At 51.5% G+C, this 25652-nt stretch carries 24 protein-coding genes, 1 tRNA gene and 1 other annotated feature; of the genes, 15 read left to right on the plus strand and 10 right to left on the minus strand.

Translation table 11 applies throughout. The features are described 5' to 3' along the window. Window positions 1-129: 129 nt before the first annotated feature. From rpmG to rpoC, 10 genes are all read left to right on the plus strand, one after another. On the plus strand, window positions 130-300 hold the full coding sequence (rpmG, locus tag ABFD83_09070) for a 50S ribosomal protein L33 (GenBank protein ID MEN6357220.1): 171 nt from the start codon (window positions 130-132) through the stop codon (window positions 298-300). 145 nt (window positions 301-445) lie between these two features. Next, window positions 446-521: transfer RNA gene (locus ABFD83_09075), tRNA-Trp, on the plus strand. Window positions 522-542: 21 nt separating this feature from the next. Continuing rightward, window positions 543-788, plus strand: coding sequence for a preprotein translocase subunit SecE (gene secE / locus ABFD83_09080; protein ID MEN6357221.1), 246 nt, complete (start codon window positions 543-545; stop codon window positions 786-788). 32 nt (window positions 789-820) lie between these two features. Next, on the plus strand, window positions 821-1348 hold the full coding sequence (gene nusG, locus ABFD83_09085) for a transcription termination/antitermination protein NusG (protein ID MEN6357222.1): 528 nt from the start codon (window positions 821-823) through the stop codon (window positions 1346-1348). A 178-nt stretch (window positions 1349-1526) separates the two neighbouring features. Then, window positions 1527-1952: a 50S ribosomal protein L11 gene (rplK, locus tag ABFD83_09090; protein MEN6357223.1), complete on the plus strand. Its 426-nt coding sequence runs from the start codon at window positions 1527-1529 to the stop codon at window positions 1950-1952. 157 nt (window positions 1953-2109) lie between these two features. Continuing rightward, window positions 2110-2814, plus strand: coding sequence for a 50S ribosomal protein L1 (rplA, locus tag ABFD83_09095; protein ID MEN6357224.1), 705 nt, complete (start codon window positions 2110-2112; stop codon window positions 2812-2814). Between the two features lie 29 nt (window positions 2815-2843). Next, window positions 2844-3008, plus strand: a sequence feature (ribosomal protein L10 leader region). A gap of 32 nt (window positions 3009-3040) precedes the next feature. Continuing rightward, on the plus strand, window positions 3041-3571 hold the full coding sequence (gene rplJ, locus ABFD83_09100; protein ID MEN6357225.1) for a 50S ribosomal protein L10: 531 nt from the start codon (window positions 3041-3043) through the stop codon (window positions 3569-3571). Between the two features lie 101 nt (window positions 3572-3672). Beyond that, window positions 3673-4053: a 50S ribosomal protein L7/L12 gene (gene rplL / locus ABFD83_09105; GenBank protein MEN6357226.1), complete on the plus strand. Its 381-nt coding sequence runs from the start codon at window positions 3673-3675 to the stop codon at window positions 4051-4053. Between the two features lie 245 nt (window positions 4054-4298). Further along, complete coding sequence (rpoB, locus tag ABFD83_09110; GenBank protein ID MEN6357227.1) at window positions 4299-8804, plus strand: DNA-directed RNA polymerase subunit beta; 4506 nt, start codon at window positions 4299-4301, stop codon at window positions 8802-8804. Further along, window positions 8797-13137 (plus strand): DNA-directed RNA polymerase subunit beta', encoded by a 4341-nt coding sequence (rpoC, locus tag ABFD83_09115; GenBank protein MEN6357228.1) that lies wholly within the window; start codon window positions 8797-8799, stop codon window positions 13135-13137. Before rpoB ends, rpoC begins: the two co-directional genes overlap by 8 nt. Before the next feature lie 71 nt (window positions 13138-13208). Here rpoC and ABFD83_09120 read toward each other — a convergent pair whose 3' ends face one another. Continuing rightward, window positions 13209-13766 carry a BON domain-containing protein gene (locus ABFD83_09120; protein ID MEN6357229.1) on the minus strand — a complete coding sequence of 186 codons (558 nt, stop codon included), beginning with the start codon at window positions 13764-13766 and terminating at the stop codon, window positions 13209-13211. A 143-nt stretch (window positions 13767-13909) separates the two neighbouring features. Between ABFD83_09120 and ABFD83_09125 the strand changes: the two genes are divergently transcribed. Then, on the plus strand, window positions 13910-14569 hold the full coding sequence (locus ABFD83_09125) for a 5'-nucleotidase (protein MEN6357230.1): 660 nt from the start codon (window positions 13910-13912) through the stop codon (window positions 14567-14569). 58 nt (window positions 14570-14627) lie between these two features. Continuing rightward, on the plus strand, window positions 14628-15545 hold the full coding sequence (locus ABFD83_09130) for a M28 family peptidase (GenBank protein ID MEN6357231.1): 918 nt from the start codon (window positions 14628-14630) through the stop codon (window positions 15543-15545). Window positions 15546-15584: 39 nt separating this feature from the next. Here the strand turns inward: ABFD83_09130 and ABFD83_09135 are convergent, their stop codons facing one another. The 7 genes from ABFD83_09135 to folK form a co-directional block, all read right to left on the minus strand. Beyond that, window positions 15585-15965, minus strand: a complete 381-nt coding sequence (locus ABFD83_09135; GenBank protein ID MEN6357232.1) for a RidA family protein — start codon at window positions 15963-15965, stop codon at window positions 15585-15587. Between the two features lie 40 nt (window positions 15966-16005). Next, the gene (locus ABFD83_09140; protein MEN6357233.1) at window positions 16006-17109 is read right to left on the minus strand and encodes a uroporphyrinogen decarboxylase family protein; all 1104 of its coding nucleotides are present in this window, start codon (window positions 17107-17109) and stop codon (window positions 16006-16008) included. Further along, complete coding sequence (gene panB, locus ABFD83_09145) at window positions 17106-17906, minus strand: 3-methyl-2-oxobutanoate hydroxymethyltransferase (GenBank protein ID MEN6357234.1); 801 nt, start codon at window positions 17904-17906, stop codon at window positions 17106-17108. The genes ABFD83_09140 and panB overlap by 4 nt, the downstream gene beginning before the upstream one ends. A gap of 73 nt (window positions 17907-17979) precedes the next feature. Beyond that, a complete protein-coding gene (locus ABFD83_09150; GenBank protein MEN6357235.1) occupies window positions 17980-19092 on the minus strand; it encodes a DnaJ domain-containing protein in 1113 nt (370 codons plus the stop codon). Continuing rightward, complete coding sequence (locus ABFD83_09155; GenBank protein MEN6357236.1) at window positions 19092-20282, minus strand: type II secretion system F family protein; 1191 nt, start codon at window positions 20280-20282, stop codon at window positions 19092-19094. Before ABFD83_09155 ends, ABFD83_09150 begins: the two co-directional genes overlap by 1 nt. Before the next feature lie 9 nt (window positions 20283-20291). Beyond that, window positions 20292-21539 carry a type II secretion system F family protein gene (locus tag ABFD83_09160; protein ID MEN6357237.1) on the minus strand — a complete coding sequence of 416 codons (1248 nt, stop codon included), beginning with the start codon at window positions 21537-21539 and terminating at the stop codon, window positions 20292-20294. A gap of 93 nt (window positions 21540-21632) precedes the next feature. Continuing rightward, entirely contained in the window at window positions 21633-22127 is a 495-nt protein-coding gene (folK, locus tag ABFD83_09165; protein ID MEN6357238.1) for a 2-amino-4-hydroxy-6-hydroxymethyldihydropteridine diphosphokinase, read from the minus strand. A gap of 182 nt (window positions 22128-22309) precedes the next feature. Between folK and ABFD83_09170 the strand changes: the two genes are divergently transcribed. Both ABFD83_09170 and ABFD83_09175 read left to right on the plus strand, forming a co-directional pair. Continuing rightward, window positions 22310-23233 carry a hypothetical protein gene (locus ABFD83_09170; GenBank protein MEN6357239.1) on the plus strand — a complete coding sequence of 308 codons (924 nt, stop codon included), beginning with the start codon at window positions 22310-22312 and terminating at the stop codon, window positions 23231-23233. Window positions 23234-23357: 124 nt separating this feature from the next. Beyond that, window positions 23358-23864 (plus strand): hypothetical protein, encoded by a 507-nt coding sequence (locus ABFD83_09175; GenBank protein ID MEN6357240.1) that lies wholly within the window; start codon window positions 23358-23360, stop codon window positions 23862-23864. A gap of 4 nt (window positions 23865-23868) precedes the next feature. Here ABFD83_09175 and ABFD83_09180 read toward each other — a convergent pair whose 3' ends face one another. Continuing rightward, window positions 23869-24483 carry a hypothetical protein gene (locus ABFD83_09180; protein MEN6357241.1) on the minus strand — a complete coding sequence of 205 codons (615 nt, stop codon included), beginning with the start codon at window positions 24481-24483 and terminating at the stop codon, window positions 23869-23871. Between the two features lie 89 nt (window positions 24484-24572). On the opposite strand from ABFD83_09180, the gene ABFD83_09185 reads away from it, so the two are divergent. Next, entirely contained in the window at window positions 24573-25016 is a 444-nt protein-coding gene (locus ABFD83_09185) for a YhcH/YjgK/YiaL family protein (protein ID MEN6357242.1), read from the plus strand. Between the two features lie 293 nt (window positions 25017-25309). On the opposite strand, the gene ABFD83_09190 is transcribed toward ABFD83_09185, so the two are convergent. Beyond that, window positions 25310-25615, minus strand: coding sequence for a hypothetical protein (locus tag ABFD83_09190; protein ID MEN6357243.1), 306 nt, complete (start codon window positions 25613-25615; stop codon window positions 25310-25312). Between the last annotated feature and the right edge of the window lie 37 nt (window positions 25616-25652).

A 25652-nucleotide genomic window follows, 5' to 3' on the forward strand; every position in this document is an offset into this window, starting at 1 on the left:
AGGTGATAGGTGATGGAGGTTAGGTGTTAGGGTTGGATATGTGGTGATTCGGAGGTTCAGCCTTTGAATTCTCAGTATTCCTTACCAACACCCAGCACCCAATACCCAACACCCAACTGGAGTTGGATAATGGCAAAAGCTGGCGGTGATGTCCGCATAGTGATAAATTTGGCTTGTGAAGATTGCAAGCAGCGCAATTATACATCGTATAAAAACAAGCGCAACGACCCGGACCGGTTGGAACTCAAGAAGTACTGCCATTGGTGCGGGAAACACACTACACATCGGGAAGCAAAATAGGTTGTCGGCTTCAAGACGGCTTGTTCCCTCTGCTAATGTGAGGGCAGGGCGCAATCTATAATATTTTTGCACTCGCGATGATGGTGTGGTATAATCAACGTGCGGCGAGAGCTGACATAAAGATGTGTTGAAACTCAGGTGGCGCAGGGGCTTAGCTCAGCTGGTAGAGCACCGGTCTCCAAAACCGGGTGTCGTCGGTTCGATCCCGGCAGCCCCTGCCATTTTCTGGGTTTGGAGGACTAATGGCCAATACTGCAGCAACAAAGACAGCAGCCAAGTCGAATGGCGAGGGTGTCTTTTCGCGTTTTATAAAGTTCATCAAGGAAAGTTGGTATGAGACTTTTAAGAAGTCGTCATGGCCGACTAAGGCTGAGTTAAAGCAGTTTACGATTGTGGTTATTTTCACTATCGTGGCAATCGCAGTATACATCGGTGCAATAGATTTTATTTTGACGAAGCTCACTGAGGCTTTACCCGCAGGTGGGTAGGTTCAATAGAAGGGCTTTCGGCTAGGGATAGAATGACAGAAAAACAGTGGTACGCTGTACATACATATTCAGGTCACGAGAATAAGGTCAAGACCAACATAGAGCGGCGCGCGGAGTCCATGAACCTCAAGGACAAGATCTTCCGGATACTTGTTCCCACTGAGGCTGAGCTGCGCACAAGGGCAGGAAAGCGGCAGGAAGTCCAGCGAAAGGTCTTCCCCGGCTATGTTCTCATCGAGATGGTTCTGGATGAGACGACCTGGTATCTTGTTAAGAGCACGACCGGGGTTACCGGTTTTGTTACTTCGGGTAATAAGCCTGTGCCGCTTCAGGACAAAGAGATTCAGGATATCCTGGATGCGATTGAAGCTCCTGATCGAAAACCGAAAGTGAAGTGGTCCAAGGATGAGGTTGTGCGAATCACATCCGGTCCGTTTACAGACTTCACCGGTAAAATTGAAGAGGTTAACGTGCAGAAAGAAAAGCTCAAGGTTCTCATCTCTATTTTTGGTAGAGATACTCCTGTTGAGCTTGATTTTTCGCAGGTTGAACGATTGTAGTTAAGCCTGGTTCACGGGTTTTGTGTGCAGATTGCCGAGTGTCTTAACGTCATAAGGTCATAGTGTCACAACGTCCAACATGGACGTTAAGACGCGGAACGTTATGACGAAATGACTCATGTTGGCAATCTGCTTGATTGTGTCTGTGACGGGCTGCCGATTCGAAAGGAAAACTTAGATGGCCAAGAAAGTAATGGCGGTGGTCAAGCTTCAGATCCCCGCAGGTAAAGCGACACCCGCACCGCCCGTCGGGCCGGCACTCAGCCAGCACGGGGTCAACATAATGGAGTTCGTCAAATCGTATAACGAGAAGACGGCCGCCCAGATCGGTAATGTTGTCCCTGTCGAGATTTCGGTCTATGAGGACCGTTCGTTCACATTTGTGCTTAAGGTCTCTCCCGCTGCCGAACTTCTGAAGAAGGCTGCGGGTATCGAGCGAGCTTCCGGTGAGCCGAATAAAAAGAAAGTAGCCAAACTCACCCGTGAGCAGTTGCGTCAGGTTGCCGAGACCAAGATGCCCGACCTCAACGCGAACAGTATTGAGGCTGCGATGCGCACTCTTGAAGGCACCGCGCGCTCAGCGGGAATCGAAATTGTAGATTAGTCTAAAAGTTTGAAAGTCAAAAAATCAAAAAGTTAGCTGGTCGCTAAGACGGCACCAAACTTTTGGACTTTACGACTTTATAACTTTTTGACTGAATATTGCAGGCGGCAGGCGAAAGCCGATATCCCCACGGGGACCTGCATATAAGGAGAAATGTATGCCTACACATGGAAAGAGGTACGTCGAGGCAGCCAAGACCGTTGGCGCCGACGGACCGAAATCACCACAGGAAGCGCTGGAGTTAATTAAGAATACTGCCAGTGCGAAATTTGACGAGACTGTCGATGTTGCCATCAAGTTGGGGGTTGACCCCAGGCATGGCGACCAGATGGTTCGCGGAAACACCAATCTGCCTCATGGGACCGGCAAGGTACGTAAAGTGGCTGTTATCGCTAAGGGTGATAAGGCAACTGAAGCCCAGGAAGCCGGAGCCGATAAAGTCGGTGATGAGGATCTGGTGAAAGAGATCCAGGGCGGCTGGATGGACTTCGATGTCCTGCTTGCCACGCCGGATGTAATGAACCTGGTCGGACGACTGGGAAGCATTCTCCGCGCGAAGATGCCGAGCAAGAAGGCCGGGACCGTCGCTGATGATATTGGGCGGGTAGTTAAAGAGATCAAGACTGCGTCCAGGGTTGAGTATCGTGTAGAGAAGGCTGGCATTGTGCATGCGCCGATCGGCAAGGTCTCGTTCACTGCGGATCAGTTGAAGGAAAACTTCCTTGCGCTGGTTGATGCGCTTATCAAGGCTAAACCGTCTTCAGCAAAGGGACGATATTTACTGAGAATTACAGTCAGTTCGACCATGGGTCCTGGTATTGATATAGATACCTATGAAGCCGCTCGCATGGCTGGCAAATAACTAAAACAAATATAAAATCTAAAATCTCAAATATAAAATTAATTGTGCCGTAGACAGTTGGTACCCGATGGGTTTAATGCTGGATGAGCAGCGCCGACCGAGGCTGAGCACCAGAATTACCGATTGCTGATGTAGTCGGTGAAAGCTGATGATTCAGGGCTGTCTGCGAAAGGCAGCCCATTATTGCGTCTGGTAAGCGGCACAATCTGAAAGGAGGTGAGACGTATTGCCGACATTTGAAAGAACGCCGAGACCGGAGAAAGTCGCTGCAGTTGAAGAGCTGCAGGGAATGCTCGAAAAGAGCACAGTGATCCTCACTGATTATCAGGGTCTGGATGTCAAGGGTCTTGCTAAGCTCAGAACAAAGCTGCGCGAGAGTGGAAGCGGCTACAAGGTAGTAAAGAACACGCTTCTCATACGCGCATCTGAGGGTATGGCTTCCGAGGTTTTGTTCGAGGGTTTGGCAGGTCCGACGGCGATTGTCTACACGGATGATCCGGTTGGTGCCGCGAAGACGCTTGGAGATTTTACCAAGGGACCGAAAGCGATCAAGTTGAAAGCGGGTGTAGTCGATGGGCAGTTGGTTGATGTAAAGCAACTGGAAGCCCTTGCCAAGATTCCGCCGCGCGAGCAACTTTATGCGATGGTGGTTGGCGGCTTGCAGAGCCCGATCACTGGTCTGGTTGGCACAATGCAGCAGATGATCAGTCAGCTTGTGTTTACGCTCCAGGGCGTGGCTGACAAGAAAGCAGCATAAATGCTTTAATCGCGAAAACTCGAAAGAGTGAAAACGCGAAATGAAAATATAAAAGCCGCGCCGATAATGGCGCTTACCAAAAAGGGGTGCAAATTAACAAAATGGCTAACATACCTGAGCTTATCGAGACAGTAAAGAATATGACGGTCCTCGAGCTGAACGATTTCGTAAAGGCTCTGCAGGATGAATTCGGCGTTTCCGCTATGGCTATGGCTGCTCCGGTAGCTATGGCTGGCAATGGCGGCGCCGCTGCCGAAGAAGTTGAAGAGAAGACGGCATTCGACGTTGTTCTCACTGCCGCCGGTGACAAGAAGATCCAGGTCATCAAGGTCGTCCGCGAGCTTACCACACTCGGACTGAAAGAAGCCAAGGAATTGGTAGACTCTGCTCCTAAGGCGATCAAAGAGGGCGTGAACAAGGAAGAGGCCGAGGCCATGAAGAGCAAGCTCGAGGCCGAGGGCGCTTCTGTAGAGATAAAGTAATCATTTTTGATTGCTGTTTTAAGTTCGGGCGCGGTCGCGAATGTGGCCGCGCCTTGAGTGCGTGTACGATCAAGGGTCAGCAGTCGGCAGTCGGTGGTCAACCGACGGCCAACCGCCGACTGCCGACTGCCGACTGTTGAAAAAAACTGTAAAAAATACGTGTAAGGGGTTTCATTCCCATTGACCCCACATACTTGCTACTGATATAATAATATTTCGCGTGTGAACCCAATCAGGAGGCCCAGATGAGAGAAATTCAGCACAGGACCAAGCGTACCCCTGAGGCGATTGATCTGCCTAACTTGGTCGAGATTCAGCTCGACTCCTACAAATGGTTTCTTCGGGAAGGGCTGAAAGAGCTGTTTCAAAGTTTTTCACCCATACATGACTTCACGGGCAATTTGTCCCTGGAACTGTTAGACTATTCCCTAGGTGACCCGAAATACACGGTTGAAGAGTGCCGTTATCGGGACATGACCACTTTTGAAGCCCCAATCAAGGCGCGTGTGCGTCTTACGGCGGCAGAAAAGGAAGTAATCGAGAGCGAAGTTTATCTCGGTGACCTTCCACTGATGACCGAGAAGGGCACTTTTGTTATAAACGGCGCTGAGCGCGTTGTCGTCAGCCAGCTCGCCCGTTCGCCCGGCGTTTATTTCAAGGACACTCTTGATTATTCAGGCCGCGTGCTCTACTTTGCCACGATCATTCCAAGCCCCGGCGCTTGGATCGATATCGAGACCGATGCGAACGACGTTATTACCGTTCACGTCGCTCAGACAAAGAAATTCCCGCTCACCACATTCCTGCGAGCGTTGAACCTGTTTGAGCCTGCCTGTCCTAAGTCTGAGATGGTGTCCGCGCATGAGGCAATCGGCAGGACTCTGGCTGCCGACAAGGTCAACAAGGATACCGGTGAGGTCCTCTTTGAAGCCGGTAAGGTAGTCGATGAGAAGATGGCGAAAAAGCTTCACTCTCTGCGTTCAGAGAGCGTTGAGGTTGAAACCAAGGGCCGTCGCAGCGGCTCGACTACTGAAATTCTGGACGTTTTCAGCGTCAAGGAAAAGATTGCCGATGTGACCGGCGACATGGTGCGGGGACTTCGTCCGACAAAGGACATCAAGGACCCCAAGAACGACAAGATAATCGTCAAAGCCGGCGAGAAGATTGCTGATGACGCTGCTAAGAAGATCGATAAGCTTGCCTTGAAAGAGCTTGAAGTCTACATACCGAACCGATATATTGACGCGACTCTCGATCAGGATGGAACCCATAATGTCGACGAAGCCCTGATCGACATATATCACAGGATAAGACCGGGAGATCCGGCGACTCGCGACTCAGCGACCAGCCTGATGAACTCTTACTTCTTCGATACCCGTCGTTATGACCTTGCAAGGGTAGGCCGCTACAAACTTAATAAGAAACTGGGTTTGAACCTGCCTGAGCACGTCAGGGCGATTACCCGCGAAGATATAATCAAGATCATTCAATACATAATCGGTCTTTCTGAAGCGGGATCGCTCGTCGCGCATCTGAATACCGCGAACCTCGAAAAGCGCCTGCCTGAGTTGGAAGAAGCTGTTAAGGCCGAAGCTAAGTCGGCTTCCAAAGAAGACAAAGCCCCCGGCGGACGCGTTTATCAGTTCAAGCAGCATCTTGAGACGCTGAAAAATATCAAGCTCGGAGATATGATCACGGAAGACCAGCTCAAGGAGATGAGGCGCATGCTCGACCTCATCCCCAACGGCAACCGTCTGATCTCAGATACTCCCGCCGAACTCTACGCAGAGACTGCTATCAGGCTTGTGGCCTGTTCGACGGACGACATCGACCATTTGGAAAACAAGCGCGTTAGGTCGGTCGGCGAACTTCTGCAGGATCAGTTGCGAATGGGCTTCCTGCGAATGGAGAAAGTCGCCAAGGAGAGGATGACGAGTCTGGACCCGGAGAATGTGATTCCACAGGTCATTCTCTCGGTAAAACCGATCTCGGCCTCTATTAAGAGCTTCTTCGGTTCGAGTCAGCTCTCGCAGTTTATGGACCAGACCAACCCGCTCGCGGAGCTTACGCACAAGCGCAGGCTTTCGGCTCTGGGTCCCGGCGGTCTTTCGAGGCAGAGCGCGAAACTCGAAGTCCGAGACGTTCACCACTCGCACTATGGCCGAATCTGTCCGATTGAGACCCCTGAAGGTCCTAACATCGGCCTGATCGGTTCTATGGCGATCCATGCAAAGATAGACGAATACGGTTTCCTCAGGAGCCCGTATCGCATCATAAAGAACGGCAAGGTCACCAAGGACCTCGCATATATGTCGGCGGACGAGGAGAGCCAGGAGTATATAGCTCCGGCAAATACTCCGCTTGACCCGGAGACGGGCGAGATCACAGCGACAACTGTCGTCGTCCGTCACGAGAACACCTATCCGCAGGTCGCTGCAAATAAGGTGACCTATATGGACGTCTCGCCTATGCAGATTATGTCGGTTGCGACGGCAATGATCCCGTTCCTTGAAAATGATGACGCCAACCGCGCTCTGATGGGTTCGAACATGCAGAGGCAGGCAGTGCCGCTGCTGCGTGGTGATGCTCCGATTGTGCGGACGGGCATTGAGGGCCGAGCAGCTCGAGACTCCATGGCCGTAATCGTCAACAAGAGGGACGGTATTGTCCGCTACTCGACGGCTGAAAAGATTCTGGTCGAAGCCGAAGACGGAACTATTGACGAATATCGCCTGATAAACCTTCTGCGCTCCAACCAGGGGACATGCATAACGCAGAGGCCTATAGTGAAGCCCGGCAAGCGTGTTCGCGCAGGGGAAGTGATCGCAGACGGTCCTTGCACGGACGGCGGTGAATTGGCGCTTGGGCAGAATATCCTTGTAGCGTTTATGCCGTGGAACGGTTATAACTACGAAGATGCCGTTCTCCTGAGCCAGAGACTCGTCAAGGACGATATATTTACCTCGATACATATAGAGAAATTTGAGACCGAGGCGCGCGATACCAAACTTGGGCCTGAAGAGATCACTCGCGATATTCCTAATGTCGGTGAGGATGTCCTCAAGGACCTCGACTCCAATGGAATTATACGTGTCGGAGCCGAAGTGAGGCCTGAAGATATTCTGGTCGGAAAGGTTGCTCCTAAGGGCCAGGGCGAACTGACAGCCGAAGAAAGGCTGATTATTGCGATCTTCGGTAAGAAAGCCGAGGAGACTCGCGACGTTTCTCTGCGGGTTCCGCATGGTGAAACGGGGACGGTAGTCGACGTCAAGGTCTTCAGCCGGTTCAAGTATAAGTGCAGCCGCTGCGGCGCCATCTTCGATTACAGCAAAAAGCCGGAGCGTATGCTCTGCGAGAGATGTGACGGCGAACTGGTTCGCGAGCCGGGCGATGAACTCCCGGCGGGTGTAAACCAGCTTGTCCGCTGTTATATCGCTCAGAAACGCAAGATCATGGAAGGCGATAAAATGGCAGGCCGCCATGGCAACAAGGGTGTTATCTCAAAGATACAGCCCGAGGAGAACATGCCGTTCCTGCCTGACGGGACACCGGTCGATATCGTGCTTAACCCTCTCGGGGTTCCGAGCCGAATGAACATCGGTCAGATTCTTGAGACGCATCAGGGTCTTGTAGGCAAGCATTTGGGCTGCATGTATAAGAACCCGATCTTCCAGGGCGCGACCGAGAGTGAGATCGTTGCCGACCTTCGCGTGCTGGCGTGGAAACTGAGAATCGGTGTTCTCAGAGACTATGCCAAGGAACTCGGTATCGAGGCCCAGATCGTAAGTGAGAAGCAGGTAGACTCGGTTATCAGACACATACTGACTCGACTGCCGGATGTTATGGCAAGTGAGCTTGATGGTGAGATTAAACGGATCGAAGACCTCTACAACAAAGGTATCGACAGCATCAGAGAGCATATCAAGTCGTTTGACATGGCCGAACTGGAGATTCTGAGTATCAAACTCGATGGACCTGAAGCTGCCGATGATCCGATGGCGCTCAGGGAAGCCCTTTCGGAGAAGCTCAGACGCGAGAACGAGGAAAGGCTCGCTGCAACCGATCCTGATGGAGAAGACGAAGAGTCCGAGTCCGAAGAAGATATGTCTGAATTGGCAATACCATATGTCGGGCAAAAAGCTCCGAAAGACTATGACTATGAGGCTCTGATCAAAGGGATTGAGGAAAACGTGCAGAAGCGTTTGGGTCTCAATGAGCGCACTGGCAAGAGCGAGCTATACGATGGTCTCACCGGTCAGAAGTTCAGCCAGGACGTCACGGTCGGCTATATATACATGTTGAAACTGGCGCACCTTGTCGAGGACAAGATACACGCCCGGTCCACCGGACCATACTCTCTGGTCACTCAACAGCCGCTCGGAGGCAAAGCTCAGTTCGGCGGACAGAGGTTCGGAGAGATGGAAGTCTGGGCCTTGGAGGCTTACGGCGCTGCATATACGCTGCAGGAGATCCTGACGATCAAGAGTGACGATGTCCAGGGCCGTGTTAAGACCTATGAGTCCATAGTGAAAGGCGACAATATTCTCGAGCCGGGTGTGCCGGAATCGTTCAAGATTCTGGTGAACGAGCTTCAGAGCCTTGGTCTGAAGGTAGCAGTCGAGGATGACAGAGACCGGGTAATCGATCTCAAGGACACCGAAGACGAGCTTTCGGAAGGGCAAGAGGGCGGAGTGATCTCCGCGAAGCGCCGAAAGAAGGTTCTGGAACTCAGGGAGGATCTCAATGACTGATTCTAGTACATTCGATAAAATCCGGATAGGCATCGCCTCGCCGGATGACATACGTTCGTGGTCCTGCGGCGAAGTCAAAAAGCCCGAGACCATCAACTATCGCACGTTCAAGCCCGAGCGCGATGGGCTTTTCTGCGAGAGGATATTCGGACCGGTTAAGGACTGGGAGTGTCACTGCGGGCGTTATAAGAAGGTCAAGTTCAAGGGCGTCGTCTGCGACCGCTGCGGAGTTGAAGTCACTCGCTCCAAGGTTCGTCGTGAGAGGATGGGCCACATCGAGCTTGCCGCGCCCGTATCGCACATCTGGTATCTAAAAGGTGTGCCGAGTCCTATGGCTCTGTTGCTGGATATGTCACCCAGGCCGCTTGAGCGCGTGCTTTATTTTGCGTCTTATATAGTGATCCACGTCGACAGGCCTAAGATCAATCAGCACATCGACGAGATACGCACAGCAGTCAATGCGGCGGTCGAGGATATCACGATTGCGCGTGACGCCAACATAGCGAACCTGCGTAAAGACGCAGCGAAAGATGAGAAAGAAAACCCGGATTGGGACGACAAGAAGAAGAACGATCAGACCAAAAAGCTCAACGAGAGGATCAAACAGGAAGAGCGCGACGCTACTGATCACACAGACGAACTGTTCGCGACTCTAAAGCTCCTTGAGAGCGTCCAGAAGCTTGAGCTGATTACTGAAGACCAGTATCGCGCCCTGGACAGGCTCCTCGAGGTAGTCTCGGAGAAGCTTGATGTCGACCTGAGCGATGTCCTCAGAGCCGGACTGGGTGGATCTGCCATCAAGGAGCTGCTTTCCGAGGTCGATCTTGAGAAGCTGGCTCGTGAACTGCGTAAAGAAATATCGCAGACCACCGGTCCCAAGCGCGCAAGAGCGATCAAGCGTCTTGAGGTTGCAGATTCGTTTATATCGTCCAAGAGCCGTCCCGAGTGGATGATCCTGGACTGCATACCTGTGATTTCGCCTGAACTGCGGCCTATGGTCCAGCTCGACGGCGGCAGGTTCGCGACCAGCGACCTCAACGATCTTTATCGCCGTATCATCAACCGGAACAATCGTCTTAAGAAGATCACCGAGATTCGCGCGCCTGAGTCGATCATAAACCATGAGAAGCGGCTTCTTCAGGAGGCCGTCGATGCTCTTATTGATAACGGCAGGCGCACAAGGCCGGTAGTCGGTTCCAACAACAGACCGCTCAAATCGCTTTCCGACATGCTCAAAGGCAAAGAAGGCCGGTTCCGAAAGAACCTGCTCGGTAAGCGTGTAGACTATTCGGGTCGTTCGGTCATCGTTGTCGGCCCGTATTTGAAGCTGCACCAGTGCGGACTGCCTAAAGAGATGGCTCTGGAACTCTTTAAGCCGTTCGTGATGAAGACTCTTGTCGAGAAGAAATACACTTCCAATATCAAGACGGCCAAACGAATGATAGACCGTATGAAGCCCGAGGTCTGGGACGCTCTTGAAGATGTAATCAGTGAGCATCCGGTTATGTTGAACCGTGCTCCCACGCTTCACCGCCTTGGTATTCAGGCTTTTGAGCCGATCCTGGTGGATGGCAAGGCTATCCAGCTTCACCCGCTGGTCTGCCATGCGTTCAATGCCGACTTCGACGGCGACCAGATGGCTGTCCACGTACCGCTGTCGGCATCGGCTCAGTCTGAAGCGAGACTTCTGATGCTCTCGACTCACAATCTGTTTTCGCCGGCGGACGGTAGACCGGTTGTTGCGCCGCTGCAGGATATCGTTCTCGGATCATTCTATTTGACTATGAAGCATGAGGATGTTCCTGACGAGAAAGCGCTTCACATATTCTCAGACGAAGAGGATGCGCTTTTGGCATATCGCAACGGGCAGGTGGATATACATGAGCCGATCAAGGTCAGGTTGCCCAAATCGCCGGACAGCGACGAGTTGGAACTCAGGGAACTTACGGTCGGCAGGCTGATTTTCAACAACATACTGCCTCCGAACATGCGCTATATAGACAGAGAGATCGATAAGAAGATGATGGCCAGGCTGGTCAACGATTGCTATGCAAAGAACGGACTTGAGGCCACTGTTAAGCTCTTGGACGATCTCAAGGCGCTTGGTTTCCGCTACGCCACATTCTCAGGTATAACGATTTCAATGACGGATATGGACATTCCGTCCAAGCGAGATGAGATAGTCGAACGGACCCAGACGGCTGTCGCGAGAAAGAACCGCGACTACACCAGGGGTCTTATTACCCAGGCAGAGCGCAAACAGCAGGTGCTTGAGCTGTGGATTCGCGCTGCGGATGAAGTCGCTGACTCTATTACAGACAGCGTGGAAACGTTCAACCCGATCTCGATTATTACTACATCGGGAGCTAGAGGTTCCAAGAGGCAGATAACGCAGCTTGCCGGTATGCGCGGTCTCATGAGTGACCCGTTCGGCAATCTGATTGAAGACTTGCCTATCAAGTCGAACTTCCACGAGGGCATTAATGTTCTCGAATACTTTATCTCTACGCACGGCGCCAGAAAAGGACTTGCGGATACAGCGCTTAGAACTGCGGACGCAGGTTATCTTACAAGGAGACTGGTTGACGTTGCGCAGGACGTGATCGTGCGCGGCGATGACTGCGGCACCACCAGCGGTGTATACGTCTCCACCATTGAGGAATCAGGTGAGGTTATTGAGACTATCGGTGACAGGCTCAGAGGCCGGACCGCGCTCGAGGATATCTTCCTTCCTGGTGCCGGCGAGCCGATTGTCTGCGCCAATGAGATAATCAGCGATGACGCTGCCAAGGAAATAGAGGCGGCTGGCCTGACAAGAGTCGGAGTCCGTTCGCCGCTTACATGTGAACTCAGACAGGGTATCTGCAGCAAGTGCTACGGACGCGACATGGCCAACGGCAAACCTGTTGACGCCGGCACGGCGGTCGGCATTATCGCTGCGCAGTCGATTGGTGAGCCTGGAACGCAGATTACAATGAGAACCTTCCATACCGGAGGTGTTGCCGGTAAGTATATGACCGGGGTCGCCGAGGTCAAGAAGAAGAAACAGGAGAGTCTGCGCGACCTGCATGAGGATATTCGCCGCGGTCTGGTATCCATCGAAGACGGTGCGGAAGGTCTCGATCGAGAGCGCGCAAGAGCGGTCCAGGCCGTTCTTAAGGTCCTGGAAGACCAGGTCGGTGGCCTGTTGAGGGTTGTCGAACTCTTTGAGGCAAGAAAACCCAAAGGCCAGGCGATCATTACTGAGGTTGCGGGTGAGGTTGTCGATATCGAGACAAGGGGCCTTAAGCGGGTGGTTATCCACTCCGAACAGCCTACTTATGATCCTTCGCAGCTTTCGGGTGAAGTGATTGTGGATGCTGCTGTTAGTCCGAAGACCGGTGACACGATTATCGATGCTGGTACCGAGCTTACGGAGAAGCTGGCTCGCAAGATCAAGGATGCCGGTGTGCAGAGCGTTAAGCTGCGCAAGACTCACCTGGTGCCTTACAGAGGCAACCTGGAAGTCGAGGTCGGCCAGACCGTTCAAGCGGGTGACCGCTTGACCGAAGGTCCGATGGACCCGCACAAAGTCCTTGAGCTTCAGGGCGTTCGCGGCGTTATGGAATATCTCGTCCGTGAGATTCAAAATGTCTACAAATCTCAGGGTATCGATATCAACGACAAACACGTCGAGATCATCGTTCGCCAGATGCTCAGAAAGCGCAAGGTGATCGAGTCTGGAGACACCAGGTTCCTGCCGGGTCAGGTTGTCGATAAGTTCGAGTTCGAGGACGAGAACGCTCGTGTGCTTGCCGCCAGTGGAACTGAGGCAACCGCCGACTGGGTGCTGCTTGGTATCACCGAGGCGTCTCTGGCTACGGACAGTTTCCTGTCTGCCGCTTCGTTCCAGAAGACCACCAGGGTCCTTACGGATGCGGCGGTCAGAGGCAAGCGAGACAATCTCATCGGGCTTAAGGAGAATGTCATCATCGGGCGACTTATCCCGGCCGGCACGGGTCTGCCGAGATATAAGGGTCTGGATGTCATGAACGAGGATCATGAGGTCATTACCACCGCGCGACAGCTTCTGGAACCGACATACGAATCCGAAGAGGAAGAAGAGATTCTGCCGATAGAGGACGAGTTGGAGTTGGAAGATATTGTTCCGCTTGGCGGCGGGGAACCTGAAGCCGAAGCAGAGGAGTCCGACGAAGAGGATGAGCTTGAAGAGGATGATGTCTTCAAGAAGCTGGCAAGTGCTCTGACAGGTGATGATGAGGGAGATGTCGACGCGCCCGATACGGACGACGAGGACGCCCCGATAGACACCAACTCGGACAACGCAATATAGGTAACAGACAATAAATGATCGGCGGGGGTATCTTTCCCCGCCGATCTCAGCTTTCTTCCCAAATACTCAATCTAAAATATCTGTGATTCTGGGCTGCTGATGGCCAGATCGTTATATACGGCCACCACACCCGGCACGGATCCGGCTATGATCGGGATCATATCATAGGCAAGTTCACTTCTGGCGTATCCCGAGATGCGCACAACACCGTCTTTGACATCTACGATATATGTGCCCGGATACGTCGATTTGCTGATCCTGCTGCGGACTTCGGCGGCAAGTCTCATGTCTTTTTCGCTTGTCGGTGAAACGCGAAGTTGATTATCGACTTTCGCTACTCCGCGAACACTGGAGGCGAGAACAGTCGCGACAGACTTTTGTTTATCATTGTAGACGTATCCGGTGAGCGTTACCAGGCCATGATAGTAGCTTATACATATGCCGCAGCCAGGTTCGCTTATCAGCCCAGCAAGACGTGATCTGATCGTAGCAAGAACGACTCCGTCGTTAATTATAGGGCACGCAACTGTCGCTACGCCGCCGACAGGGCAGGGGTTGTCCGTGTTCTGAGCGTATATCGGCGCAACAAACATAAGCGTGATTGCCGGTATCAACAATAACTTAAGCATTGTCCTTCACTTCCTTCAGAGGCAGGGGCCTCTATAGAGATTTTACCCTCATCACCATTGATTGGGTAATTATCTAAGATTGCGAGAACATTTTCATTTATAATGCGTCTTATAATATTGAACGCGTGTGAGGTGTGATGTAGATGAGCATGTTCAAAAAAATTATTATAGTAGCTGCCGTGCTGGCAATTGCTGCAAGCGCCGCCTGTGCGGAGAGCGTGCAGAGCAAAAGTGCTTTAAGCAATCAGGATGCAGAGAAAGCCGAAACATCTGTATGCGATCTGATAGCCGACGCGGTGCGCGCAGAGCTGAACACTGATATCGCATTTGTCGCTGCAAGTGAAGCCAAGGCTAAAGATAAACCTTTTGATGCCGGACAGATATATTCATCCGATATCAATGCGCTTGTTTCATATCCCGATGATCCTCTAGCCGAGGTTTTGCTCACAGGTAAAGCCGTTCGCCAGGCTCTGGAGAAGTCTGTATCAATATATCCTCAGCCGAACCTTGGATTCCTGCAAATCTCCGGGCTTGAGTTCACTTTTGATGCGTCCAAGAATGTGGGTGAACGTGTGACGTCCGTAAGTGTAGGCGGCGCGCCTCTTATCGATTCGCGAACATACACGGTGGCCTTGACCAATTCCATGGCCAACGGAGCCCTGGGTTACTGGAAAATCTGGTCAGCCGAAGATGTAAAGTATCGTCATTCCGATAAGAGCATAACCAAAGCGGTTGAGGACTTCATGACAGCCAACAAAACTATAGACTACAGCACCCTGGGCAGGATCAAAGCCGCTAAGTAATGGAGCATATAAACTGAGACGATCGGTACCATTCAGAGTTATTGTCAGTTGCATGTTGATGTGCGCCGCACTCACAGCAGTTATCGGCTGCCGACCGGGAGGCACATCTGCGAGCGTCCCCACGTTTGATGAAAACCGCGCTTTCTCTCTTCTCACGAAGCAGGTAGAGTTTGGCCCGAGGTATCCGGGAACCGATGGTCATAAAGCTGCCGCCGAGTTTATCCAGGCTCAACTGAAACCATACGCCGATGGTGTCAAGGTCCAAGAGTTTTCGAAGACCGTGCGCGGCAAGTATCTGGAGATGCAAAATATTGTCGCGCACTTCAACCCCGATGCCAAGAAACATATTCTGTTGTCTGCCCACTGGGACTCCCGCCCGACTGCGGATATGGAGATCGATCCAGAAAAAAAGAAACAGCCTATCCCCGGCGCGAATGACGGCGGCTCAGGCGTTGCTGTGCTTCTGGAACTTGCACGGATGTTTGCAAAGCAAAAACCGGATGTAGGTGTGGTGATGGTCTTCTTTGACGGTGAAGACTATGGCCCCGGTGAGCCTGAGATGTTTTTGGGATCGAAGTATTTCGCCAAGAACCTTGCAGACGGGAGTTCGTACAACGGCAAGCTCATCAAGATAGATTACGGCATCTTATTGGATATGGTCGGCGATAAGGATCTGCAAATACCAAAGGAGCAGAAGTCCGTGAGCGCCGCGTCGGATGTTGTCGAGAAAGTCTGGAGCATGGCAGATAAGCTCGGTTACCGTGATGTATTTACTCCTGGAGTTGGCATGAGTATTGAAGACGATCACCTTCCACTTATTGATGCAGGTGTAAAGTGCATAGACGTCATAGATTTCAACTATGGCCCCTGGCACACACTCGATGATACGCCCGACAAATGCTCACCCAAGTCTCTCAAGACAGTGGGTGAGGTGATCGCAAACGTGGTCTACGCGGAGAAAGTGGAAAGAAACTGATCTCGGACTTTCCACTTTCCACTCTTCAGCTTTCCACTACTAAGGCAGCACAGCAATGGCCTCTATCTCGACTTTTGCCCCACGCGGCAGAGCAGCTACCTGCACAGTCGAGCGAGCCGGCGCATCAGATTGCATATATGACGCGTATACGTCGTTTACGCGGCTAAAGTCGCTGATATCCATAAGGAAGATAGTCGTCTTCACCACATCCTCGAATGTCATTCCTTGAGACGCTAATATGCCCTTGAGGTTTTCCATTACCTGTTTTGTCTGTGTTACCGCATCTACCGCGTCCATCTGCCCTGTCGCCGGATTGATCGGGATTTGGCCGGATATGAAAAGGAACCCGTTTGCTTTTATAGCCTGGCTATATGGTCCAATAGCCGCTGGCGCATTAGTTGTTTCGACTTTCACTCGCATAATAGTCTCCAATAATCAATATCAAATATAAAATACTAAATCAGTAGCGGCATTGTTTGCAGGCGTCGGCGAAGGCCTTCAGGTTGGCCGGGTCGCCGAAGAAAAAGTGGTCCGATGGCGATATAATATAGCCTGCATGGTCCTTTGTGGCTTCAAAGCACTCAAAGACCAGCTTGCGCGCAGCTTCCGGCGTGCCCTTCTCGAAGCCTGCATTTTGATCGAACCCGCCTATGAAGAAGAGTTTGTCTCCTACTCGACGCGACGCTTCGGCAAGATCGCAGTCGCCTCCCATCGAAGGCGGCGTCATTGTTTCAAGGCCATCCGCGCCGTTTTCAACAACCATATCCAGCATCTTCATCAGCCCGCCGCACAGGTGGTATACGACTTTCAGACCGACTTTATGAAAAGCCTCGGCCTGCTGTTTATCGTAGGGCAGGCAAAACTCTTTGAACATCGTAGGGCTGATAACAGTGTTGGAACCCGCGCCTCCGCCCGTCTCTACCATATCCGCCGGTATGCCTTTCCACATTTCAGTCACACGCAGCGTTTTCTTCAGGATTTCGTCGAGCACGTAGTGCAAGTAATCGGGCTTATCCATCGCCATCATAATGGCCTCTTCGGTGCCGATCATAGTGCAAAAGCTCTGCCATGGGCTGCCCTGGCCGGGGCTGAATGGGCTGACTCTAATTATTCCGCGGTCGCCGAGTTTTTCTCTGGCTTCACGTAGATACGTGAAATCAGCCGAGATAGGCACGCAGTAATGCTTGTTCCATATCTCGAAGTCGGCCTCGGTCTTGATTAACGGCTCGGTCTCCCAGCCGGTAAACACATTGTTTGCGCCCTTGTGATGCAGTGTGCCGCTGGGAGTGGTTATTGTTTCTTCCCACAGACGGTCTCCGCGATCATCCGTGCCGAGATCAATATGATTCTTCTGCCAGCCCGCGCAGTCTTTCTCATCGTATTTATAGGCAGGCCCGCCGTAAATGGCAAAGTCCATGTCGAACATTTCGTATGCCTGATACCAGTCGATACCACCCAGATAATGATCCAGGTAATATTGCATCCAGCCGTGTACCTGGCACGGCAGACGGTCGGGTCGCCCGTTTTCCAGGGCAATCATCATGCGCTCTCTTGAAGTCATCATTTTGCTTTGCGTTCGGGAAAGATCCCGCCCTTAACCTCACTGCTGTACTCGGTGAAAGCCTTCAGCATAACCTGCCACACATCTGCGTATTGCTTGACGAACGACGGCTTGAACTTGTCGAACATGCCCAGCAAATCGTGTGTCACCAGCACCTGGCCATCGCAGTATGGACCTGATCCGATCCCGATAGTTGGAATCGAAAGGCTTTCAGTCACTTCCTTCGCCAAGCCGTCCGGTATTGCCTCCAAAACAATTGCGCAAACACCGGCATCCTGCAAAATAAGCGCGTCCTTTTTTATCTTCTGAGCGCCTTCGGCATCCTTACCGACTTTCCTCAACCCGCCTATCTGGTGAACGGACTGCGGAGTAAGTCCCAGGTGGCCTACAACCGGTATACCGGCGTTTATGATTTTGCGAATTGTGGAAGCCATATGCTCTCCACCTTCGAGCTTGACCACCTCTGCGTTGCCTTCGCTCACCAGGCGTCCGGCATTCCTGACGGCATCTTCCTCGCTGATCTGATATGATAAGAAAGGCATATCGCATACCAGCAGAGCGCGTCTGACTCCTCGCGATACGGCCGCCGAGTGTCGGATCATATCCTCCATGGTGACTTTCAGCTCACTGTCATAACCGAGCACCACACGTCCAAGGCTGTCACCGACCAGCGCTACGTCTACATCCGCCTCATCAAGAATCTTGCCCATGGGGTAGTCATATGCCGTAAGCACAGATATTTTCTCCCCGGCTGCTTTCATCTTAGCCAGCACGGGAGCCGTTACTTTTTTCTTTTCCATTTCTATTAACCTCTATAATAAAGCACAAACACCTCGCATACCGTCATTGGCGAACGAAGTGAGTAATCTGCTGTTATCCGCTCAACGGTCTGAACGAAGCCCCGATATACCACCCAATCAGCATCGAAAAGAATGATACGTTTCCTCCAAATAGCAGCACCTGCTTTATAGCATCAGGTCTATATGTCAGGCTTGAAAGGAGCACGACTCCAACCACGCATGTGAACGTGATCAGTACCGATTTGGAGATACTCCACTGGACCAGGCTTGCTACTATATAGAATATGGCGGCTCCCAGGAAAAAGAAACCTGATCCCAAAAGCAGTATTAGCCCTGTCGGGATTACTGCCCAGTTGCCGCCGGACGCGTCGAATACCAGCTCTTCGTCGGGGTTTTTGACCAGTCCATTGATCGAGATCAGTATTCCGATCACCATGGAGCTTGCAGCCATCAGCACCACCAGGTTCCAACTCCACAGGCTGATATACGGGATATATTCTCTCAGCCACTTTACAGGCTCTCCCGGCGATATGTGAATCGCTACAATCAAAAAGACTGCGATAGCCCACCAGATCATATTGAGCGCCGCCAGCCTGGTCTGAGATGCCGATTTTCCCGTTACGGTTGTAGTGTGCGCTACCTGTTTGCCTACCAGGTCCATCAGTTTTTTTTCGGCCACACGGTCGGAAGGGTTATACTGAATCGCATAGCTGTAAGACCTGACGGCGTTAGTCAAGCGTCCCTGGGCTTTATATATGTCACCCATAACGACGTGAGCGCGGGCATTGTGCGGATCAAGCTTAAGCGCCTGTTTGCAGTGATTAGCTGCCTCATGAAAGCGCCTCTGCACATACGCAAACTGCGCGTCTTTAATGTGACCTGCAACCTCTGAGGTGTATCGGGGTCTGCCGGTTTCGGGATTTCCGCTGCGCTCAAATCCCGGACCACCAGCAGGTTTCGTGGTCTGAGAGTTGAGTTTTGCATCGTAATCCTGGCGAGCCGCAGGATCGGTTAAAGTATCGTAGGCTTCCTGGATCTGAATGAAGAGTCTGTGAGCCAACTGCTTATCTTCGGCCACGTCAGGATGATACTTGCGCACAAGCTGCTTGTGGCGCCGCTTGATCTGAGCCTCCGTGGCATCGTGCGGCAGTCCGAGGATTTCGTAATAGTTGCGCGTGGTCTTCATCAGAATCCCGATTCCATTGTCTGGTGGACATATTGTGTGTATCCACCAGATACCTGAACATATGTAAAGAACCCGGCCACCAGCATCATCAGCACGAAAAGCACAACAGGAAGCTTTCGCAGTGTTGTTTTTGTCTCATCATCCATATATTCCGCAACTTTTTGGAGTGTGTCATCATAACTGCCTGTTTTCTCACCGATATCGAGCATATCGACGACTACAGGCAGCAGCATCCCCGTCTCTTGCAGCGATTTGGCAAGGGACTGGCCATTATTCAGAGCGGGAATAACTTTTTTTACCCTGCCGCCTATGGCAACATTAGCGCACGCATCCGCGGATATCGATACGGCTTGCGCAATGGGTACACCAGATGAGTATAGCAGCGCAAGTGTTTTTGAAAAGCGCGACATTGCAATTTTCCGAGCCATCGTTCCCAGTATCGGAGGTTGGATTTTCACAATATCCCATGCATACCGCACTGGCTTATATTGAAAGAGAAACCTACACACAATCAATGCGATCAAGATGGGGATGCCTATCATCCGAAACTGTGCCCACACTATGTGTGCTGCAGCCTGAGCGCTGTCCACCACAAGTGCGATCAGAGCAGGTTCAAAGAAGATCAGCAGCAAGACCAGGACGGGGTAGAACGTGGCGGTGATAATCCTGCGCCTTACGGTGATCTCGAATTCAAGGTGAGACGCAATTCTATCCGCCATTGGTTCAAGCAGACCACTTTGTTCGCCTGCGCGTATTAGAGCGATGTCTAGTGGTGCGAAAACGTGTGCATGTCTGCTCATCTCTTCAGATAATGGTCCGCCGTTTTGAACTCGCGCTTGCATCATTCTTGCAATGCGTCCAAGCGGACCTCGAGCGCGTTGTCCAATTCCACGGAGAGATTCGGAGAGCGACATGCCGGCGGCAAGCGTAGTTGTAAGCTGCCTGTAGAAAAACAAGAGGCTGCGAAGGCTGATGCCAGTCCAGAACGGATATACGAGATAATGTAGGAAGACATTACCGGATGGGCCTTCACTGGATGCACTGCGAGACGATTTAGCAGGTCGAATTTCCATCGGGAACCCGCCTGCCTCGCGTATCATTGCAGCAGCCTGATGCTCATCGTCGGCTTCAAGTGTGCCTGTCCGGGTGTTACCGGCTCTGTCTTTAACTTTGTAACTGTATATGGCCAATTGTATACCCTAGAAATTCAGCATCGGCAGCAGATAATCTCGATAACCTGATGCCATAAAGTAGACCGCAAGCACCGTCAGCGCGCCTTGAAGTATCATCAATAATGTGATCGACCATGCTTTGCCGATTGTTTTCTGCGCGGCTGCTCTGTCTGTGTAGAACTCCGATATCTTTGCCATTGCCTCAGGCAGTCTTCCACTCTTCTCACCAGCGGACACCATACCCAGGTCGTCGAGATCAAAGACTCCCGAGTGTTCCAGCAGCGCAACAACGCCCGAGTTTGGTGGAGCCGTGCGTCGAGCCAGCTTCAGTTTCCTGGCCATCTCACTGTTTCTCGGAGTGAGACTCGCTGCATCCCAGGCTGTATCCGAGCTGATTCCCGCCGACATCAGCGAGTCCATCATGTGGAAAAACCGGGAGATTGCTGCGAACCTGTGGACTTTCCCCCAAATCGGCATTTTTATAAGCATCGTATCCAGCGCTAGCCGCACAACAGGGACGCGCTTAATGTATCCCCATACTTCCCACCATACAAGCAGGGCTATAATTACCGGCATGGCGACTCGAAATCCTTGCGCGAAGTATTTTTCAACTGCAGGAAGGCCTTTACCCGCCACTGCAGTCAGCATAGTGTTAAGATTGAGAAATGGGGCTTGTATGATAAATAGGATGAACGTGAGTTTTGTGATAAACCATCCAATTCTGCCGTATCTGGTGTCGGATGCCTCACGCTCGAAATCTGCCGCGACTTCTTCCAATGCAATGTCCAGCTTTCCTGCAAGCTCTCCGCACCATATAGATGCCACCGCATGCACTGGGAATAATCTTGAATACTCCGCCATTGCGCCTGAAAGCTTCTTGCCCGAGCGAATGCTCTCTTGAATCACCGGCAGCACGGATCGTATCTTGCGGTTGGACACCCTGATGTCCGTTGCGGACTGAAACAAAGGTCTTCCCGACTTGACCAGTGTGGCAAGCTGCCTGAAAAACATTGCAAGCGCTGCCGCCGAGGCGCATGACTTCACCGATATAGGCACGCTCTCATTCTGAGGCAATACTCTGCCAATAACCGAGCGCGCCGCAACCTGAGCGCCGGTCCGGGCTGAAGCTTGTGCCCCGGATGGCGGATACACTGCTCTGGCTGAGTATCCCATTCGGGCCAGCTTTTGGGCGACCTGCTGCTCATCGTGAGCGTCCATTGCGCCGCGAACAATTTTACCGCTATTATCAACTGCTTCGTATCTAAATAAACCCATCTTTTGATTTAGTAGTTAGTATTTAATATTGATTATTTTTGTGTAACGTTCGGACGCGATATCTGATCGCGTCCGAAACAGAAATTCCGCACATTAATTCAGCGGAATGATTTCTATTATTCCCGCACGGTCAATATTATTGGCCGCTTCGCGCGCTGAAATGCTGCCCGGCAGTTCCATGTCGGGCGCTACCTCAGCAAGCGGGACCAGCACGAACGCCCTTTCCATCATCCTGGGGTGGGGGATTGAAAGCCGCTCCTCATCTATATTGACGCCCTCATAGAGCAAAATATCCATGTCTATGACTCTCGGACCCCACCTTATTGTTCTCTTGCGGCCCATTTCATCTTCTATCTTATTGCAAATGTCCAGTAACTCATAGGGATCGAGAGTAGTTTCCACTCTGATGACTGCATTTGCGAAGTCGGGCTGATCTATTACTCCGACCGGTTTTGTGATATAGATAGATGAAACGGCTGATACTGTGCATCCTTCATGCGCATCGACCATCGCGATGGCTTTATGCACATTCGCGATGTTATCTTCCAGGTTCGCTCCCAGCCCAAGATATGCACTCTTTGTAATCATCGGCACAATTATACTTCTTGGAACCTATAGTGTAAAATAGTAGAAGCATTCGGCATCGCATTTCGTCATTCCGAGATCGTCCGGGGAATCTTTCCCGTGCGCATATGTGCCGGATTCTATCCGGTGGACTACAATGCGATGATATGACCCGGCAATGGAGTCCCGATCAAGGAGACAATTTGATGAGATCAATAGACAGATACGAACTAGCCAATGGCGCCTCATGCGCTATTTGTCCCGATTGGGGCTGCAACCTATTCTCATGGATAGTCGATGGCGTCGAATTAATGTATTGCCCCCAAGACTACCCTGAGGCTGCCTGGAAGATAACAGGCGGAGGCACGCCAATTCTGTTTCCGTCGGTCGGGCGCACATGGGACTTTTCCACCGGCACGCCCGTTCAGGGGATATACAGGGTTTACCCGTCAGATAAGACCTGGTTCATGCCCAGCCATGGCATCCTGTATAACTGCAGCTTCAAAAAACTCGATGAAGTCCGTGAGTCCGATAAGATAACAGTCACATACGGTCTTGAAGTGCCGGATAAGGTCAAGCTGGACAACTATCCTTTCGATATAGATTTTACGCAGCGCTTTACACTTACCGCCGATACTGTTGCGCTTGAGGCGATAATCACCAACAACGGCGACAAGCCCGCGCCCGCTGCTTTTGGCTATCATCCGTACTTCAGAATATCGAACCCTCAGCGCGAGGGTGTCAAGGTCAGCCTGCCGATTACGAAATTCCTTGAAACAACCGAGGACACGGTTTTACTCACGGGTAAGAGCAAGGATGCAAGCGGCGATATCGATCTGCAGCCGGATGTATATTACGACCATACATTCACCGGTGCGACCGGCACTCGCATGTCCCTGATAGATGCCAAGGCTGGCCATACGATCCATGTGGATTACGATGAGAAGTTTGAGCTGTTTTTAGTGTATACACCCGACGGTTCTGATTTCGTCTGTATAGAACCGTGGACAAAGGGTCTCGGCGCATACATGAACCTCAAGGACCCCGGCTGGGAGAGCGGCGAGTCGATACCGGTCATACAGCCTGGCGCGAGTGTCAGCTATATGGCAACTTTCAGCGTAACCAAGTAGTATAAGCTCCCTCACCTGGGTGTAGACAGTGTGAGGGAGCGCAAAAATCTGCCGATTATACAAATGTTTTGCCGTCGCTTTGTCGATACATGTCTTGAAGCAGTATTCAAAAGGAGTCAAGACAATGAGCGTAAACGGTATAAACGGCAATTTACTATCCAGTTTGTATAAATACAACACCTCGGAGTCGGAAGCAACCACTTCAACAAGCACAAATCCGGGTTCAATACTTGATACCGATACTTCGAGCACAGACTCGGCGGACTCGATAATCCTTTCGTCTCAGAGTCAGATATATTGCAGGCTTCAGAAACTGCAGCAGTCCGATCCGGATGAGTTCAAAAAAGTCTGTTCTAATATAGCTAAAAACCTGAATATGGCTGCGCAGAATGCGGGCGGTTCAGGCGCCGCGACGCTTGCAGTCAAGTTCTCGGCTGCAGCCGAAAGCGGCAAAATGTCCGACCTTACAGCATCTACGACCGCCACAACACACAGCGCTACTTCAAACAGCACTTCAGCAATTAGCAAATCCCTGGTTAAGTATTACATGCAGCTTGCAGCCGGCCATGCGAATAATGACGATATTAACAGCGTGATTACTCAACTGCTGGACAAGATGGGCATATCGTAGCAATCTAATTGTTTTGTCGGCCCTCTATCGCGCAAAGTAGGACTGCGGCAGCAATGCCTATACGTCTGTCAAGCAAATTATTGATATCCGGCGAAAAGTCCAAGTCCAGCTTGAGCACGAATGGGTCGAAGTGCTGACTGAACCTAAACACCGGCATGCTGTGTATGGTGCCGTCAAACCTCTGCGGGATCAGGTTAGTGAGGAATCTGCGCAGCAGAGCCATCATCAGGCTGTCTTCTCTTATATAGCCGACTTCCTGGTCGAGTGAGTCGAGTATGATCCACTCGTCCTTGATGATTGACTTGATTCCTTTGCGCCTGAGCGCGCCAACCTTCTCCTGCGTCCTCGGATCGAATACATCATAAGTAGCTGATATATCCAGGATGTTCCTCGCGGTAATCGTGAGCACTTCTTCGGTTTTTGCCTCGTTTGAGTAGAGCCTTATGTCTTCTCTGAGCCTGAAAGCCTTCATGTCGGCAAAGAATGCCAGGTTGCCGTATGGGTCATAAATTCGAAACGCGCCGCCGAAGAGTTTGAGGAACTGCTTTCTTACCAGATATCTAGCGTGTGAAAATGGGTTCTCGAACATCTTTGCCTCCGCCCAGGTTTTATATGTCATAAATTCATCTTGACTATGCTGATTTCCTGCAGGAGTTTGCCTGTCCTGAAGATAAGCATATTCAGGCAAGTATGAAAGGAACATGATTTATGATACTGGATAGACTGGAAAATGCAAAACGATATGAGAGTCTGCATCCCGCTTTCGGCAAGGCATTCGAGTTTTTAGGTAATCTCTCTGAGAAAACCGAGTCGGGAAGATACGAGATAGACGGCGATAAGCTCTATGTGAACGTGATGAAAGCCGAGTGCCATGACAGCTCATCCGCCAAACTTGAGGCTCACAAGAAGTATATCGACATACAGTATGAGATCGACGGCAATGAGACTATGGGCTGGCGCGATGTAAAGACGTGCAAATCAGTAGTCGAGCCGTATAACGAGAGCGGCGACTATGCTCTCTTCTCAGACTCGCCGGATACATGGTTTGCCGTTTCATCGGGTGTGTTTGTTATCTTCTTCCCGGATGATGCGCACGCTCCTCAGGTGGGCGAGGGCAAGGTCAAAAAAGCCGTTGTCAAAGTTGCGCTTTAGCTGCAACCAACACAACAAATACTCACGCCTAATGCGGATTACAAATTGCGGTTCTGGTCCCCCTTTGTGTGGTTATAGCCGCGGTTTTAACCGCCCGGCGACTGAAGTCACGGTTACAAAAACACGAAGTCGGCCTACGCCGACTGGAGAATGGCGCTATTTACGCTCAATCTAATCCGCATTACGCGTAAATACTAAATATCAAATCTGCAATATAAAATACAATATCCCTCCGGGTATCTTACCTGGAGGGATATTGTCGTTATTGCTTCTCAGCCGCGGCCGCGGCGCACTTATTCCCGGCTCGAAAACAGCCTTTTTATGTTATCCCAGAAACTATGCAGTCCACCGGATTTAGGCAGTGTGCTCGGTAGAACCTCTTCTTCAAAGAGCGAGCTGTCTATGCTGCCGTATTCCGTCTGCAATGACTGCATGGCGTCTCTGACCGATTCATTATCCGTATGGAATCGTCCGGTCCAACCACAGACGAAGCACTCTTGGTTTTTCACCGGGTTGAGCGCGCCACAGAGGTCGCAGACTTTGAAGTCCCTCTCGGTGTATCCGCCGAGGCTGTCGGAACCTCTCTCATACCACTCCATGATATCAACCTTCTTTGCGCGCTGTTTTGTGCCATTC

The sequence above is a fragment of the Armatimonadota bacterium genome (assembly GCA_039679645.1).
Lineage (GTDB): Bacteria > Armatimonadota > UBA5829 > UBA5829 > UBA5829 > UBA5829.